The organism is Salinibacterium sp. ZJ70 (assembly GCF_011751865.2).
In the GTDB taxonomy this organism is placed as follows: Bacteria; Actinomycetota; Actinomycetes; order Actinomycetales; family Microbacteriaceae; genus Homoserinibacter.
The window spans coordinates 2,432,716-2,446,928 of sequence record NZ_CP061770.1 but is presented as its reverse complement, the minus strand read 5'-3'; the positions used below and the strand labels follow the sequence as shown (position 1 = coordinate 2,446,928).

Genomic DNA, 14,213 nt, shown 5'->3' with positions numbered 1-14,213 from the left:
CGTCTATCCCTTCACGGCGCCGGAGAGGCCGCCGACGATGCGGCGCTCAGCGGCGAGGAAGAACACGAGAGCAGGGAGCATCGCCAAAGAGGTGTAGGCGAGTACGGCACCAGTGTCCTGTGAATACTGCGTCGAGAACTGCTGCACTCCGAGCGGGAGCGTCCAGAAGTCCTGCGGCATGCCACCGGCTCCCAGCACGAGCAAGGGGAGCAGGTATCCGTTCCACGAACCGAGGAAAGCGAGAACGCCGACGGTGATCAGACCCGGAAGCGACAGGGGCAGCACGATCCGTGCGAAGAATCCGATGCGGCTGGCGCCGTCGAGCTGTGCGGCCTCCTCGAGTTCCTGCGGGATCGCCCGCAGGAACGGCACAAGGATGATGATCGTGACGGGCAGCGCGAACGCCACCTGCGGGATGATCAGGCCGATGAACGTTCCGTTGAGGCCCAGGTCGCGCAGCAGGATGCTGAGCGGCAGGGCCGCGACCGTCACCGGGAACATGAGGCCCGCCGAGAAGAACGTGTAGAGCCCCTGCCGCCCGCGGAAGTGGTAGCGGGCGATCACGAACGCCGCACAGAGCCCGAGCAGCACCGTTCCGGCGGTCGTGCCGACGGCGACGAGCGACGACGAGAACAGCGAACCCCAGAACCGGGTGCTCGCGAGGACGCTCGCGAAGTTGTCGACCGACCACGGGTTGGGCCAGCCCGCCGGGTTGGCGTTGAGGTCGGCGCTCGTGCGGAATCCGCCGATCCATACATAGATGACGGGGATCACGGACACGGCGACGGCGGTGAGCGCGACGACGTAGACGAACGGCTGGCGCCACGCCGATGCGGTGCCGACGGGTGTCGCCGTGGGGACGGCGGTGGTGTGGAGGCTTGTCATCTGTCGGATCCCTTCGCGTTGCCGAGATCGCGTTGCATCGCGTGGCGCTGGTAGAGCACGGCGATGACGAGCGAGATGAGGAAGAGGATCACGGCGATCGCGCTTCCGTATCCGGGCTGTCCCTGGCCGTACTGGATCATGTATGTCGCCATGGTGCTCGTGGCGCCCACGGGGCCGCCCTTCGTCGTCACCCAGACCATGTCGAAAAGCTGGAGAGATCCGATGATCGACAGGAAGGCCCAGATGCGGATCGTGGGGCCGAGGAGCGGAATCGTGATATGCCACTGGATCTTCCACCAGCTGGCTCCGTCGATCGCGGCAGCCTCGGAGAGCTCATCCGGAACTCCTTGGAGTCCGGCGAGCATGAGCAGAATCGCGAAGCCCAGGTACTTCCAGCTGAGGATGCCGAACATCACCCACAGGGCGATGTCGGGGTTGGCGAGCCACGGCTGGGCGAGGTCGCCGAGTCCGACAGCTTCGAGCACCGCGTTGACGCCGCCGCGCGGGGAGAGCAGGAGCTTCCACGAGAGGCCGGCGATCACTTCGGCGATGACGTAGGGAACGAAGATCGCCGCACGGACGATCGTGCGCCCGCGCATCCTGCGGTTGAGCAGGAGCGCGACGAAGATCGCGATCGGTCCCTGCACCACGAGCGACGCGATGGCGACGGTGAAGTTGTTGCCGATCGACTTGATGAAGAGCGGGTCGTTCAGAGCGCGGGCGTAGTTGTCGAATCCGATGAATCGCTCGAGCGGCGTGAGGCCGTTCCAGTTGTAGAAGCTGTAGACGGCGGCGAGAACCACCGGGAGGATCACGAAGCCGACGAAGACGATGAGCGCGGGGCCGGCGAACAGCGCGATCTCGAGCCACTTGCGCTTGTCGGTCTTGCGGGCTGCGCGGGCTCTATGGGCGGGTGTCTGTGGGGCGGCAGGGCCCGCGGTGACCGCGGGCCCTGCCTGAGTGATGCTGGTCATGCTGTATCAGTCAGCCTCTCTCAGAGGGTGGCTGCCGTGTCTTCCAGAGCCTTGACGATGTCGGCCGGCGTGCCGGTTCCGGCCATCAGGTTCACGATCGCCTGGTTGAGCGGGTTGCCGAAGGTCGGGCCGAGGTCGCTGTCGAGCCAGATCGCCACGTAGGACGACTCGGCGAGACCGGCGGCGACGGCCTGGAGGCTCGGGTCGGTGAGTGCCTCGACTGCACCCGGGTGAGCGGGGATGCCGGCACCGGTCTCAGCGAAGCGCTTCTGCACATCGACGCTCGCGATGTACTTGAGCAGGTCGACGGCCTCCTTCGGGGCGTCCTTGTGGATTCCGAAGCCGTCGCCGCCACCCATGGTGATGGTGGGGTCACCAGCGGTGCCGGGAACGCTCACCATGGGGAACCATCCGAGCCACTCCGGAACTTCCTTGTCGGGCGTCAGCGAGCCGATCTGGCCAGCGTTCCACGCACCCATGAGCTCCATGGCGGCGTTTCCGTTGGCGACGAGACCCGCGGAGCTGTCAGCGCCTTCCTGGCCGGAGGAGGCGAGGAAGCCGTCCTGGAACGGGTTGGTGGCGACGAAGTCCTGCAGGAGCTCACCTGCTTCGAGCCAGCAGGGGTCGGAGAAGTCGAGTGCGGGGATCGCGGTCTGCAGCGTCTCGGTCGAGCACGCTGCGAGCGCGAACTGGTACCACCAGTGGCCGGCCGGCCAGAGCGATCCGGCACCGACGGCCATGGGCGTGAAGCCCGCGGCGCGGAGCTTCTCGTTGGCTGCCTCGAGCTCGGGGAGCGTCTCGGGAACCTCGGTGATGCCTGCTTCGGCGAACTGGTCCTTGTTGTACCAGATTCCCTCGATTCCGAAGGTGTAGGGGATGGCGTACTGCTTGCCTTCGGACTGCCACGGCTTCACGGTTGCGCCGTACTCGGAGATCGTGTCCGACATGACGTCGGTGAGGTCCAGGAGGTGTCCGGCTGCGGCCTGCGAGCGGACCTCGCCGCCGGGCCACACCATGAAGATGTCGGGAGCGTCGCCCGAGGCGAGCGCGTTGGGGATGAGGGTGCGCTGCAGGTCCTCGTTCTGGTAGCCGGTGACCTCGACCTTGACGCCGGGGTTGGCCTCCTCGAACTCCTTGGCGACTTCCTCCCACATCGACTTCTGCGGATCGGCGGTGGCGTTGTGCCACCAGGTGATGGTGACGTCGCCGTCGTTGCTGTTGGCGTTGTCCGTGGTGCAGGCGGTGAGTCCGCCGACGGCCAGGGCGGTCGCCGCGGCGACGGCTCCGACCCGGGTGATTCGGGCTTTGTTCATCTTCGAACACCTCTCGAAAGTTTCGACACCTGCGTCGAAAGTGGTTGGGATGCCGCGATCATACGCAGAGCGCCGAATTGCCGTCAAGCACAACAAAATAACGGTTCGGTACCCGTCTCTCGTGCGGTCGCCTCCCATGGTGGTGCCGGGGAGGCGCTAATGTCATCCAGGTGAGCACTCTGGGCGACACCGTCGACTCGGTCCGGCGTCGAAACCTTTCGACGGTACTGGAGCTCGTGCACCGTCGAGGCGGCCCCTCGCGTGCCGACCTCACCGCACTCACCGGTCTCAACCGCTCCACCATCGGCGCGCTCGTCGCCGAACTCGCCGAGCTCGGGCTCGTCCGCGAGACCGACCCCAGCGTCACCAATCGGGTCGGCCGGCCGTCGCGGCGGGTCCTGCCGGATCCGCGCCCCGCGATCATCGCCGTCAACCCGGAGATCGACGCTGTCAACGTCGCGGTCGTGGGTCTCGGAGGCACGATCGAGAACCGCATCCGGCACTCCGTGGACGACGTCACGGGGCCCGAAGAGACCGCCGCCATCATCGGCGCGCTCGTCGACCAGCTGCGCACCGGCCCCGCGCGCGAGCGTCACATCATCGGCGTCGGCCTGGCCGTCCCCGGTCTCGTGCGCGCCAAGGACGGACTCGTGCGCTGGGCTCCGCACCTCGGATGGCGCGAGGTGCCGTTCCCGGCCCTCGTCGAATCCGTCGTCGGGCTGCCGACCGTCGCCGACAACGACGCGACCCTCGGCGCGCTCGCCGAGCGGCTCTTCGGCGTCGGGCGCGACGTCGATCAGATGGTGTACCTCAACGGCGGTGCGAGCGGCATCGGCGGCGGCGTCATCATCAACGGCCAGCCCTACCGCGGCGCTCACGGCTACGCGGGGGAGTTCGGGCACAACCGTCCGCGCCTCGACGACCCCGCCCATCGCGCCACCGTCGGCGGAACCCTCGAAGACGAGGTGAGCCGCGCGAGGCTGCTCGCGATCCTCGGCGAGCGTTCGCTCGACGAAGCGCAGTTCGAGCAGGCGGTGCTCTCGTCGAGCGACCCCGCCCTGCACGCCGAGCTCGCCCGTCAGCAGATCGTGCTCGGCGGATCGCTCGGCAACGCGATCAACGTGCTCGGCCCTGAGCTCGTCGTCCTCGGCGGGTTCCTCGCGACCCTGCTTGCGTGGGATGCGCCCGGTCTCGAAGCGGCCGTCGCCGCTCGCACGCTGCCTGCCGCATGGGAGGGCACGCGCATCCGACCCGCAGGCCTCGCGCGCGACCGCCTCCTCATCGGCGCCGCAGAGCTCGCGTTCGGTCCCGTGCTGCGGGATCCGGCGAGCTTCGCCGAACTCGCACACTGAGCATCCGGCACCGCGGTTCGAGCTCTCAGCAGAGCCCGCCCGGGCGTGCCCACCGGATGTGAGAGCGCTCCCACGTATGGCACGATGCTGTCGTGACCACCACTGGAACTCCCGACTACCGCGACAGCGGAATCCACTTCCCCGAGAACTTCATCATCGGATCGGCGACCGCCGCCTTCCAGATCGAAGGCGCCGCGCGCGAAGACGGACGCGGCCCCTCCATCTGGGACACCTTCAGCCACACGCCCGGCCGGGTGTGGAACGGCGACACCGGCGACGTCGCCGACGACCACTACCACCGCTGGGAATCCGACCTCGACCTCATGAAGGAGCTCGGGCTCCAGTCGTACCGTTTCTCCATCGCGTGGCCGCGCATCCAGGCCACCGGAGCCGGTGCGGTCAACCCCGCCGGGCTCGCGTTCTACAGCAAGCTCGTCGACGGGCTGCTCGAGCGCGGCATCCGCCCCATCGCCACGCTCTACCACTGGGACCTCCCGCAGGCGCTCGAAGACCTGGGCGGCTGGGCCAACCGCGACACCGCGTACCGCTTCGCCGAGTACGCCGCGCGCACCGCGGAGGTGCTCGGCGACCGCGTGCACACCTGGACGACCCTCAACGAGCCGTGGTGCTCCGCCTACCTCGGGTACGGATCCGGTGGTCACGCCCCCGGCCGCACGAGCGGCCCCGACGCGCTCGCCGCCGTGCACCACCTGAATCTCGCCCACGGTCTTGCGGTGCCCGAGATCCGGCGTGAGGCGACGAACGACCCCGAGGTGTCGATCACCCTCAACTTCCACGTGATCCGCGAAGGCGACGAGCAGACCGGGGCCGAGGCGAAGCGCCGCATCGACGCCCTCGCCAACCGCGCCTTCACGATGCCGCTGCTGCGCGGCGAATACCCCGCCGACCTGCTCCAGGACACCGCGGAGGTGACCGACTGGGCGTTCGTGCAGGGCGGCGACCTCGCGCAGATCGCCCAGCCGCTCGACTTCCTCGGCGTCAACTACTACTCGACCGTGACCGTGAAGATGTGGGACGGCGTGAGCCCCCGCTCGCGCAACGACGGACACAAGGATGTCGGCGGATCCGCGTGGCCCGGCAGCACGGATGTCGAATTCCTCCCGCAGGCGGGGCCGTACACCGACATGGGCTGGAACATCGCTCCCGACGGCCTCGAGGAGCTGCTGCTGTCGCTGAGCGAGCAGTTCCCCGAGACGCCGCTCATGATCACCGAGAACGGCGCCGCGTTCGCGGATGAGGTCGTGCAGACCGAGAGCGGGCCCCGCGTCCACGACGCCGAGCGCGTCGACTACCTGCGCCGCCACTTCACGGCCGCCCACCGCGCGATCCAGCAGGGCGTCGACCTGCGCGGCTACCAGGTGTGGTCGCTGCTCGACAACTTCGAGTGGGGCTACGGCTACTCGAAGCGCTTCGGCATCGTGCGCGTCGACTACGACACACTCGAGCGCATCCCGAAGGACTCCGCCTTCTGGCTGCAGGAGCTGCTGCGCACGCGCGCCCTCCCCGACGTGCCGGGCCTCCCCGCCTGAGCCCGTCATCCTCCCGAGCGGTGGAGTGGAGGCGGATGCGGTGACCCGCTAGCCTCGCGACGTGAACACCGCTCGCGTCGTCATCGACCCCGCTCGCGCCGTCGGACCGATCGATCGGCGGGTGTTCGGCGGATTCGTCGAACACCTCGGCCGCCACATCTACGACGGCATCTTCGAGCCCGGCCACCCGAGCGCTGACGCCGACGGATTCCGCACCGACGTCATCGATCTCGTGCGCGAGCTCGGTGTCAGCACCATCCGCTACCCCGGCGGCAACTTCGTGTCGGGGTTCCGCTGGGAGGACAGCGTGGGCCCGGTCGCCGAGCGCCCGCGTCGCCTCGACCTCGCCTGGCATTCCACCGAGACGAACCGGGTGGGCCTCCACGAGTTCCAGTCCTGGCTCGACAAAGTCGGATCCGAGCTCATGCTCGCCGTCAACCTCGGCACCCGCGGCACGCTCGAGGCGCTCGACCTGCTCGAGTACGCCAACATCCGGGGTGGCTCCACGATCAGCGATACCCGCCGCGCGAACGGGCGCGAGGAGCCGTTCGATGTGCGGATGTGGTGCCTCGGCAACGAGATGGACGGTCCCTGGCAGCTCGGCCACCGCTCGGCTGAGGACTACGGCAAGATCGCCTCCCAGACGGCGAAGGCACTGCGTCAGCTCGATCCGCGCGTGGAGCTCGTGGTGTGCGGGTCGTCGGCCCGCGACATGCCCACGTTCGGTGAGTGGGAGCGCACGGTGCTGCGCCACACCTACGACGATGTCGACTTCATCTCCTGCCACGCCTACTACGAGGAGGTCGACGGCGACCAGGCGAGCTTCCTCGCATCCGGGGTCGACATGGACCTCTTCATCGAGGAGGTCGCGGCGATCGCCGACGAGGTGCAGGCTGAGCGTGGAAGCGAGAAGCGGGTCGACATCTCGTTCGACGAGTGGAACGTCTGGTACATGCGCCGCTTCATGGCGGAGGACAAGATCACCGACATCGAGCGGTGGCCGGTCGCGCCGCGGCTGCTCGAGGACGTGTACTCGGTGCTCGACGCGGTCGTGTTCGGGTCGCTCATGATCTCGCTGCTGAAGCACGCGGATCGGGTGCGCAGCGCCTCCCTCGCGCAGCTCGTCAATGTGATCGCCCCGATCATGACGGAGCCCGGCGGCCCCGCGTGGCGGCAGACGACGTTCTTCCCGTTCTCGCTCACCTCCCGCCTCGCGCGCGGGGTGGCCGTCGCGCCGCTCATCGATGCGCCGACGGTCGAGACCGCGCGCTTCGGCGCCGTCCCGGCGCTGGATGCGGTGGCGACGCTCGACGCTGAGGCGGGTCAGGCGGCCCTGTTCCTCGTCAACCGCTCGCTCACCGAGCCGCTCACGGTTTCGGTCGCCCTCACGGGGCTCGGCGAGGTGCGCATCGCATCCGCGGTCTCCCTCGCGGATGACGACCTCGCCGCCGCGAACACACTCGAGAATCCGGATCGCGTCTCGCCCCAGCCGAACGCCTCGGCGCGCGTGGATGCGGGCGTCCTGTCGATCGAGCTGCCGCCGGTGTCGTGGTCGGCAGTCGAGCTGGAGCTGCCCCTCCCCTCCGCTAGGGCGGATGGGGCTGAGACGGGCTCGGTGACGGGCATGCGCGAGCGGGACGCCGGCAGGTCGTAGACTCGTCATTCTGCGGAGAGGCATGTGCCTCTCCTTTCGCGTTTCCCCACCACTACGCACCGCCACGCACCGCCACTGCACTCGCACTGCGCCCACCCGCAGCCCACCCGCAGCGCTCAGCACCGCCCCGCACCCGCCCACCCTCCTTCCACCCGGAGACCTCCTGTGACCGTCGCGTCCGATATCCGCACCCATCCCGGTGACGACCTCACCCGCAGTCAGCGCCTCACCTATGTGCTCGTGCTCGGCGCGCTCACCGCGCTCGGCCCGTTCACGATCGACATGTATCTGCCCGCGTTCCCCGTGCTGGAGCGCGAGTTCGACGTGAACGCGGCGGCGATCCAGCTGACGCTCACCGGCACCATGGTCGGCTTCGCGGTGGGGCAGCTGCTGGTCGGCCCGCTCTCGGATCAGATCGGCCGCCGCCGCCCGCTCATCGCCGCGACGGCGCTGCACATCGTGGCGTGCTTCGCGGCCGCGTTCGCTCCCGACCTGTTCTGGCTCGGCGTCGCGCGCGTGCTCCAGGGCCTCGGGGCGGCAGCAGGTGCTGTCGTCGCGACCGCGATGGTGCGCGACCTGTTCGGCGGCTACCCGCTCGTGCGGATGCTCGCGCACCTGTCTCTCGTGAACGGTCTCGCGCCGATCCTCGCGCCCGTCATCGGATCGCAGCTGCTGCTGTTCGTCGACTGGCGGGGCCTGTTCTGGTACCTCGCGGCCTTCGGTGCGCTCGTCGTGGTCGCGACGGCTGTCTTCATCCGCGAGACGCTCCCGGCGGAGCGGCGCCGCATCCGCGGGCATTCGAGCGTCGCCGAGCGATACGGCGCGCTGTTCCGCGACCGCATCTACGTGGGCGCCGTCGTCATCGCCGGCATGAACTTCTCGGCGCTGTTCGCATACCTGTCGAGTTCGTCGTTCCTCTTCCAGGATGTGCACGGGCTCAGCGCGCAGGAGTACGGGCTGCTGTTCGGGCTGAACTCGATCGGCGTCGTGGCGGGCGTGCAGATCTCGAGCCGCATGCAGAAGCGCATTGGACCGGCATGGATCATCGCGGGCGCGACGATCGTGCAGGCGATGAGCGCATTCGCGATGATCGTGCTCGACCTCTCGGGCGCTGGCATCTTCGGCACGATCGTGCCGCTGTTCGTCTTCATCGCCGCGTGCGGGTTCAACTTCCCCGCGATCTCGGCGCTCGCGCTCGTGCGCCACGGCGCGGAAGCCGGAACGGCGGCGTCGGTGCTGGGGGCGGCGAACTTCGGCGTCGCCGGCCTCGTGTCGCCGATCGTGGGGCTCTTCGTCATCCGGGATTCGATTCCGATGGCTGCCGTGATGCTCGTCGCGATCGCCGTCGCGATCGTCGCGCTGTGGACGATCGTGCGACCTCGCACCGTGCCTGCACTCGACGCGTAGGCAGGCGTTGTACGGTGTGCGCATGAGTCAGCGTCGCCGGAGGGATCGGGTCGCGCTGCTGGGTGCGGGCATCGTGTGCATCGCCCTGACATTCGCGCTCGGCTTCTACGTGGCCGCGGGCGGTGCGGAACCCCCCGGACTCGACGCCTCGTGGATGGACGACGTGGTGGGGCTGCGCGCCGATGTGGTGCTGTTCGCCTCGAACCTGTTCAACCACATCGGCGGAGGCTGGTTCGCGATCCTCGTGGTGCCGATCGGCGGTGCGGTGGCGTTCGTGTTCGCGCGAAGGCCGTGGTCGGCTCTCGTGTTCATCGTCGCGTCGGCGGTGTCGGCGGGCCTGTGCCAGGTCCTGAAGGCGCTCTTCGGTCGCGCGCGGCCCGAGGAGATCCTGCTGCCGCTGCACAACGGGTCGTTCCCCTCCGGGCACGCCACCAACGCCGCCGTCATCGCGGCGGTGCTGGGGCTGCTGCTGCGCCGCACCTGGGTGTGGGTGCTCGGTGCGATCTACATCGTGGCGATGGCGTTCTCGCGCACGCTCCTCGGAGCGCATTGGGTCTCCGACACCGTCGCGGGGGCGCTGCTCGGCGTCGGCACGGCGCTCATCGTGTACTGGGCTTTCCTGCCGCAGCTGAGAACCGAGCCGATCGGCGGCGCGCCGACCCCCGCTCAGCGCAGCGGGTCGGCCGCGAGGTCGCGCACGTAGTAGAACTCCTCATCCCACAGGGCGTAGGTGACCCAGTTGGGGAGGATGTAGGAGTCCTGCATGTAGTTCGCCTGCGATGCGTGGATGCGCCATCCGTCGTGCTTCTTGCCCACCTCGGCCGACATCGAGAAGTGCGGCTCGGGCTGGTTCTCGACGACGATGCGGCCGCGCTCGCCGCCGAACACCTCGAGCGCCTTCGTGGGGCTGACCGTGTAGACGATGTGCGCGGGCCCCGCGTAGCCGCTCGTGCGGGTCGCGAGCTCGGCGATCGCCTTCTCGGTGAGGGCGCCCATCTGCATGTGGTCCTTGTGGCCGGTCGCCCCGGAGGCGGGCCAGAACGCCACCACGACGTCCGGCTGCACCCGCAGCATCTCGGCGACGATCGCGTCCACGATCTCCTGCTCGTCGACCTCCGGAACCCCGCCGTCCGGGTAGTCCCACACGACGTGCCGGTCGACGCCCAGGTTGAAGCTGTTCATGAGCGACTCGGCCTTGCGGATGTCACCCAGGTCGCTCTGCCGACCGACGACCGGCGACTGGTCGCCCGCCTCGCCCCGTGTCGCGGTGATGATCGCGGTGTAGGCGCCGTCGCGATCCTTCGCGCGCCAGAACAGGCCGTTGACGGTCTGCTCGTCGTCGGGGTGCGCGAAGACGCCGAGCACGCGCGTTCCGCCGAGTTCGCCGATCACCGAGTCGACGTTCTTCGCGGTGGGTTCGTAGAAGAGCGAGCGTCCCGCCCAGTAGAGCCCGCCCACGATGAGCGCCAGCACCCCCAGGATGACGCCGAGCGTGATGAGTCCGCGCTTGCGCATGGTGATCCCCCTCGATCGGTCGCGATGCGACGTCGGGGCGGACGGGTGCCGCGAGGTGGTCGACGTCGACGCACGTGGCCGAGCCTAGCGGCGGCCGCCGCGCGCCGGGAGACACCCGAAGGAGAGCGTCGTCCTCCCCGACGAATGGGCAGGGGTGGGCAGAAGGCGGGCGGACGCGGGGATCAGTCGGCGCGGAAGCCGACCGTCTTGTGGGTGCCGTCGCAGTACGGCTTGATGAGCGACACCCCGCATCGGCACAGGGCCACGGTGCGGCGGGTGCGGGGGAGCGGGTTGCCGTCGCCGTCGAGGATCTCCATGTCGCCGCGCACGAGCAGCGGCCCGTCGGGGCACGCGGTGATCTGCACGGGGCGTGCGTGGGGAACGCCCGGGCCGCTCACCGGACTGCCTCGCCGAGCGGCGCCTGCGGCACCGCCAACGGGGTGCGCAGTGACGAGCGCCCGCCTTCCCAGGCTTCGAGGATCTGGTCGCCCGCCCATCCGTCGATCGTGAGACACGCGGCCGCCCCGAACAGGATGTCGCCCAGCAGCTCCGGCTCGTCTTCGGCGAGCGAGCCCGCGAGGTCGCGTCCGGCGATCTGCTCGTGCACGGCATCCGCTTCGACATGCTCGTCGTAGTAGGCGGTCACGTCGTCGCCGTATCCGACGCGACTCAGCCCGTCGGCGATCCGGCGGCTCGGGATCGACGACGTCATCTCGAACGCCGCGAGATGCCCGACGGCGGCACCCCGGAGGCGGCGGTTCATGCCGAACATGGTCATGAGGTTGAAGGAGGCGAGCGTGATCGCGGGAACCTGATCGACGTAGGCGCCGTAGGTGTCGTCGAGGCCGGCCCCACGCAGCGTGCGGGCGAACATGTTCTGGTGCATGCGCTCGAAGCTGCCGCCGCCGTACTCGTCGGCCTGGATCTCCATGAGCGCCGCTTTTGCGCGGCCCGTCAGACGGGGGATGGCCCAGGAGTGCGCGTCGGCTTCGCGCAGCGTGTAGATGCTGCGCTGGATGAGCAGCTCGCGCACCTGCACGATGTCGGCGCGCTTCGCGACGAACCTCGAGAGGCTGGGGCCAGGGCTCGGCGCGGTGAGTTCGAAGAGCGTGCGCGCGACGGCCTCTCGTTCGGGTGCTGGTGCCTCGGGCACGTCGACAGCCATCCGCACGGCCGTCTCGAACGCGCGCTCGAGCACGGTGCGCGCCTGGATGAGGTGCGGATCCCATTCGCGCTCGGCCGCCGCCTGGCCGAGCGAGCCGTAGGCGATCGTGTACAGCAGGAAGAGCGACAGCTGCAGGTCCTCGTCGAACACGGGGTCGGGGGTCTCGGCAGCGAGCCGCGCGAGGCCGGGCGTGTCGTCGGTGAGCTCGCGGGATCCGTCGATGACGGCGATGAGCGTCTCGCTCAGTGGGCCGCGTGACGCGATCCGGAGCGAGCGGACGGAAGCAGCAGTGGCGTGCATGGAGCTCCTTGGTCGGTTGCGGGCGCCCACGCGCCCGCCGACTCAGGATGCTGAAGGGCACCCATGGCGCGTCAGGCGGTTGACGCTCGTTGGGCGCCGTGTTAGCCGTGCGCGGGTGAGCAGACGTTCGCGCGCAGGGGATCCCGGCGGCTAGCCTCAGGGCATGAGAATCCTGCTGGTCGGTGCGGGCGGTGTCGGCGATGCCATCGCCAAGATCGCGGCCCGACGCGACTTCTTCGAGACGATGATCGTCTCCGATTACGACCTCTCGCGCGCCGAGCGCACGATCGCCTGGATCGAGGCGAAGCACGGCCCCCAGAACGGCCGCTTCGTGGCCGCGCGCATCGATGCCTCCGACCCCGACAGCGTGGCCGAGGTGGCGCGCGCGCATGGCGCCACGCACGTGATGAACGCCGTCGAGCCGAAGTTCGTGCCCACGATCTTCGCCGGTGCGCTCGCCGCGGATGCGAACTACCTCGATATGGCGATGAGCCTGTCGGAGCCGCACCCGGAGAACCCCTACTCGGAGACGGGCGTCAAGCTCGGCGACGACCAGTTCGCCCAGGCGCCCGACTGGGAGAAGGCGGGGCGTCTGGCGCTCGTCGGCATGGGCGTCGAACCCGGCCTCTCCGACGTGTTCGCGCGGTACGCATCCGACGAGCTGTTCAGCGAGATCGATGAGCTCGGCACGCGCGATGGCGCGAACCTCGTGGTGCGCGACGACGCGGGCAACGAGATCTTCGCTCCGTCGTTCTCCATCTGGACGACGATCGAGGAGTGCCTCAACCCGCCCGTCGTGTGGGAGAAGGACCGCGGATGGTTCACCACGCCTCCGTTCTCGGAGCCGGAGGTGTTCGACTTCCCGGAGGGCATCGGCCCGGTGGAGTGCGTCAACGTCGAGCATGAGGAGGTGCTTCTCATGCCGCGCTGGCTCGACGCCAAGCGCGTGACGTTCAAGTACGGCCTGGGTGATGAGTTCATCGGCGTGCTGAAGACGCTCAACCTGCTCGGGCTCGACAAGACGGCCCCGCTGCGGGTGCGCTCGGCGAACGGACCTGTCGAGGTCGCCCCGCGCGATGTCGTGGCGGCGGCGCTGCCCGACCCGGCGTCCATCGGCCCCCGCATGACGGGGAAGACGTGCGCGGGCGTGTGGGTCACGGGTCGCGGCACGGATGGCGAGCCCCGCGAGGTGTACCTGTATCACGTGTCCGACAACGAGTGGACGATGGCCGAGTACGAGAGCCAGTGCGTCGTCTGGCAGACGGCCCTCAACCCCACGATCGCGCTCGAGCTGCTCGCGACCGGTGTGTGGTCGGGTGTGGGCGTGCTCGGTCCGGAGGCGTTCCCGGCCACGCCGTTCCTCGAGCTCATGGCTCGCCCGATCGCCGAGGGCGGCTACGGGCAGGCGTGGGGGCTCGACGACCGCACGGCGCGCTGATCCGGTGACCGGCGTCATCCGGCGCTACCGGGCGAGTGATCTCGCTCGACTGCGCGAGATCTGCGTGCTCACCGGTGCGGCCGGAGGCGATGCCACGGGCCGCTGGACGAGCGACGACCTGCTGCCCGATCTGTTCCTCGAGCCGTACGTGACGGCGTCGCCGGACTGGGCGTGGGTGGTGGATCAGGGCGACGGCCCGGTCGGATACCTCGTCGCGGTGCCGAGCACACGTCGGTTCGTCGAATGGTGGAGGGCGAAGTGGTCTCCCTGGTTCGCGGACCGCTTCCCGCGGCTCGAAGCGCCCCTCTCGCCCGAGGAGGAGCTGCAGATGCGCGGGGTCGAGCCCGGCATCCTGCTCATCCCCGAGGTCGATGAGTACCCCGCGCACTTCCACATCGACCTGCTGCCTGAGGTGCAGGGGCGCGGGCTCGGGCGCGAGCTCGTCGAGCAGCATCTGGTGCGGGCGCTCGCCGAGGCGGACATCCCGGGCGTGCACGTCGTCACCGACGGTGAGAATGTGCGCGCCGGCCGCTTCTACTCGTCACTCGGCTTCGAGAAGCTCCCGTCGTCGACCCCCGACGGGCCCGCGTTCGGGCGCTGGATCTCGTCGCGGCGCTGACCCCGCGGCATGCGCTCGGATGAGCGTGCCGCGCGATTCGC

13 protein-coding genes are annotated in these 14,213 nt (G+C 69.2%); 7 read left to right on the top strand and 6 right to left on the bottom strand.

The annotated features are described in order from the left end of the window. Positions 1-3: 3 nt before the first annotated feature. The 3 genes from HCR12_RS11575 to HCR12_RS11565 are packed head-to-tail and all read right to left on the bottom strand — an operon-like array spanning position 4 to position 3,172. Entirely contained in the window at positions 4-885 is an 882-nt protein-coding gene (locus tag HCR12_RS11575) for a carbohydrate ABC transporter permease (RefSeq protein ID WP_166866572.1), read from the bottom strand. Continuing rightward, a complete protein-coding gene (locus HCR12_RS11570; RefSeq protein WP_166866570.1) occupies positions 882-1,859 on the bottom strand; it encodes a carbohydrate ABC transporter permease in 978 nt (325 codons plus the stop codon). Before HCR12_RS11570 ends, HCR12_RS11575 begins: the two co-directional genes overlap by 4 nt. A gap of 20 nt (positions 1,860-1,879) precedes the next feature. Then, positions 1,880-3,172, bottom strand: a complete 1,293-nt coding sequence (locus HCR12_RS11565; protein WP_166866568.1) for an ABC transporter substrate-binding protein — start codon at positions 3,170-3,172, stop codon at positions 1,880-1,882. A gap of 170 nt (positions 3,173-3,342) precedes the next feature. Between HCR12_RS11565 and HCR12_RS11560 the strand changes: the two genes are divergently transcribed. From HCR12_RS11560 to HCR12_RS11540, 5 genes are all read left to right on the top strand, one after another. Further along, positions 3,343-4,524, top strand: a complete 1,182-nt coding sequence (locus tag HCR12_RS11560) for an ROK family transcriptional regulator (protein ID WP_166866565.1) — start codon at positions 3,343-3,345, stop codon at positions 4,522-4,524. Between the two features lie 92 nt (positions 4,525-4,616). After that, a complete protein-coding gene (locus HCR12_RS11555) occupies positions 4,617-6,074 on the top strand; it encodes a GH1 family beta-glucosidase (protein WP_166866563.1) in 1,458 nt (485 codons plus the stop codon). 61 nt (positions 6,075-6,135) lie between these two features. Then, positions 6,136-7,728, top strand: a complete 1,593-nt coding sequence (gene arfA / locus HCR12_RS11550) for an arabinosylfuranosidase ArfA (protein WP_166866561.1) — start codon at positions 6,136-6,138, stop codon at positions 7,726-7,728. A 165-nt stretch (positions 7,729-7,893) separates the two neighbouring features. Then, a complete protein-coding gene (locus tag HCR12_RS11545; RefSeq protein WP_224763450.1) occupies positions 7,894-9,135 on the top strand; it encodes a multidrug effflux MFS transporter in 1,242 nt (413 codons plus the stop codon). A 22-nt stretch (positions 9,136-9,157) separates the two neighbouring features. Then, positions 9,158-9,838, top strand: coding sequence for a phosphatase PAP2 family protein (locus tag HCR12_RS11540; protein WP_166866559.1), 681 nt, complete (start codon positions 9,158-9,160; stop codon positions 9,836-9,838). On the opposite strand, the gene HCR12_RS11535 is transcribed toward HCR12_RS11540, so the two are convergent. The 3 genes from HCR12_RS11535 to HCR12_RS11525 form a co-directional block, all read right to left on the bottom strand. Continuing rightward, positions 9,802-10,650: a PIG-L deacetylase family protein gene (locus HCR12_RS11535; RefSeq protein ID WP_166866557.1), complete on the bottom strand. Its 849-nt coding sequence runs from the start codon at positions 10,648-10,650 to the stop codon at positions 9,802-9,804. The genes HCR12_RS11540 and HCR12_RS11535 overlap by 37 nt on opposite strands. A 182-nt stretch (positions 10,651-10,832) precedes the next feature. Further along, positions 10,833-11,048 carry a CDGSH iron-sulfur domain-containing protein gene (locus HCR12_RS11530; RefSeq protein WP_224763448.1) on the bottom strand — a complete coding sequence of 72 codons (216 nt, stop codon included), beginning with the start codon at positions 11,046-11,048 and terminating at the stop codon, positions 10,833-10,835. Beyond that, positions 11,045-12,115 (bottom strand): iron-containing redox enzyme family protein, encoded by a 1,071-nt coding sequence (locus HCR12_RS11525; protein WP_166866553.1) that lies wholly within the window; start codon positions 12,113-12,115, stop codon positions 11,045-11,047. Before HCR12_RS11525 ends, HCR12_RS11530 begins: the two co-directional genes overlap by 4 nt. A gap of 163 nt (positions 12,116-12,278) precedes the next feature. On the opposite strand from HCR12_RS11525, the gene HCR12_RS11520 reads away from it, so the two are divergent. Further along, positions 12,279-13,553, top strand: coding sequence for a saccharopine dehydrogenase family protein (locus tag HCR12_RS11520; RefSeq protein WP_166866551.1), 1,275 nt, complete (start codon positions 12,279-12,281; stop codon positions 13,551-13,553). A 4-nt stretch (positions 13,554-13,557) separates the two neighbouring features. Then, positions 13,558-14,172 (top strand): GNAT family N-acetyltransferase, encoded by a 615-nt coding sequence (locus HCR12_RS11515; RefSeq protein ID WP_166866549.1) that lies wholly within the window; start codon positions 13,558-13,560, stop codon positions 14,170-14,172. Positions 14,173-14,213: the final 41 nt, after the last annotated feature.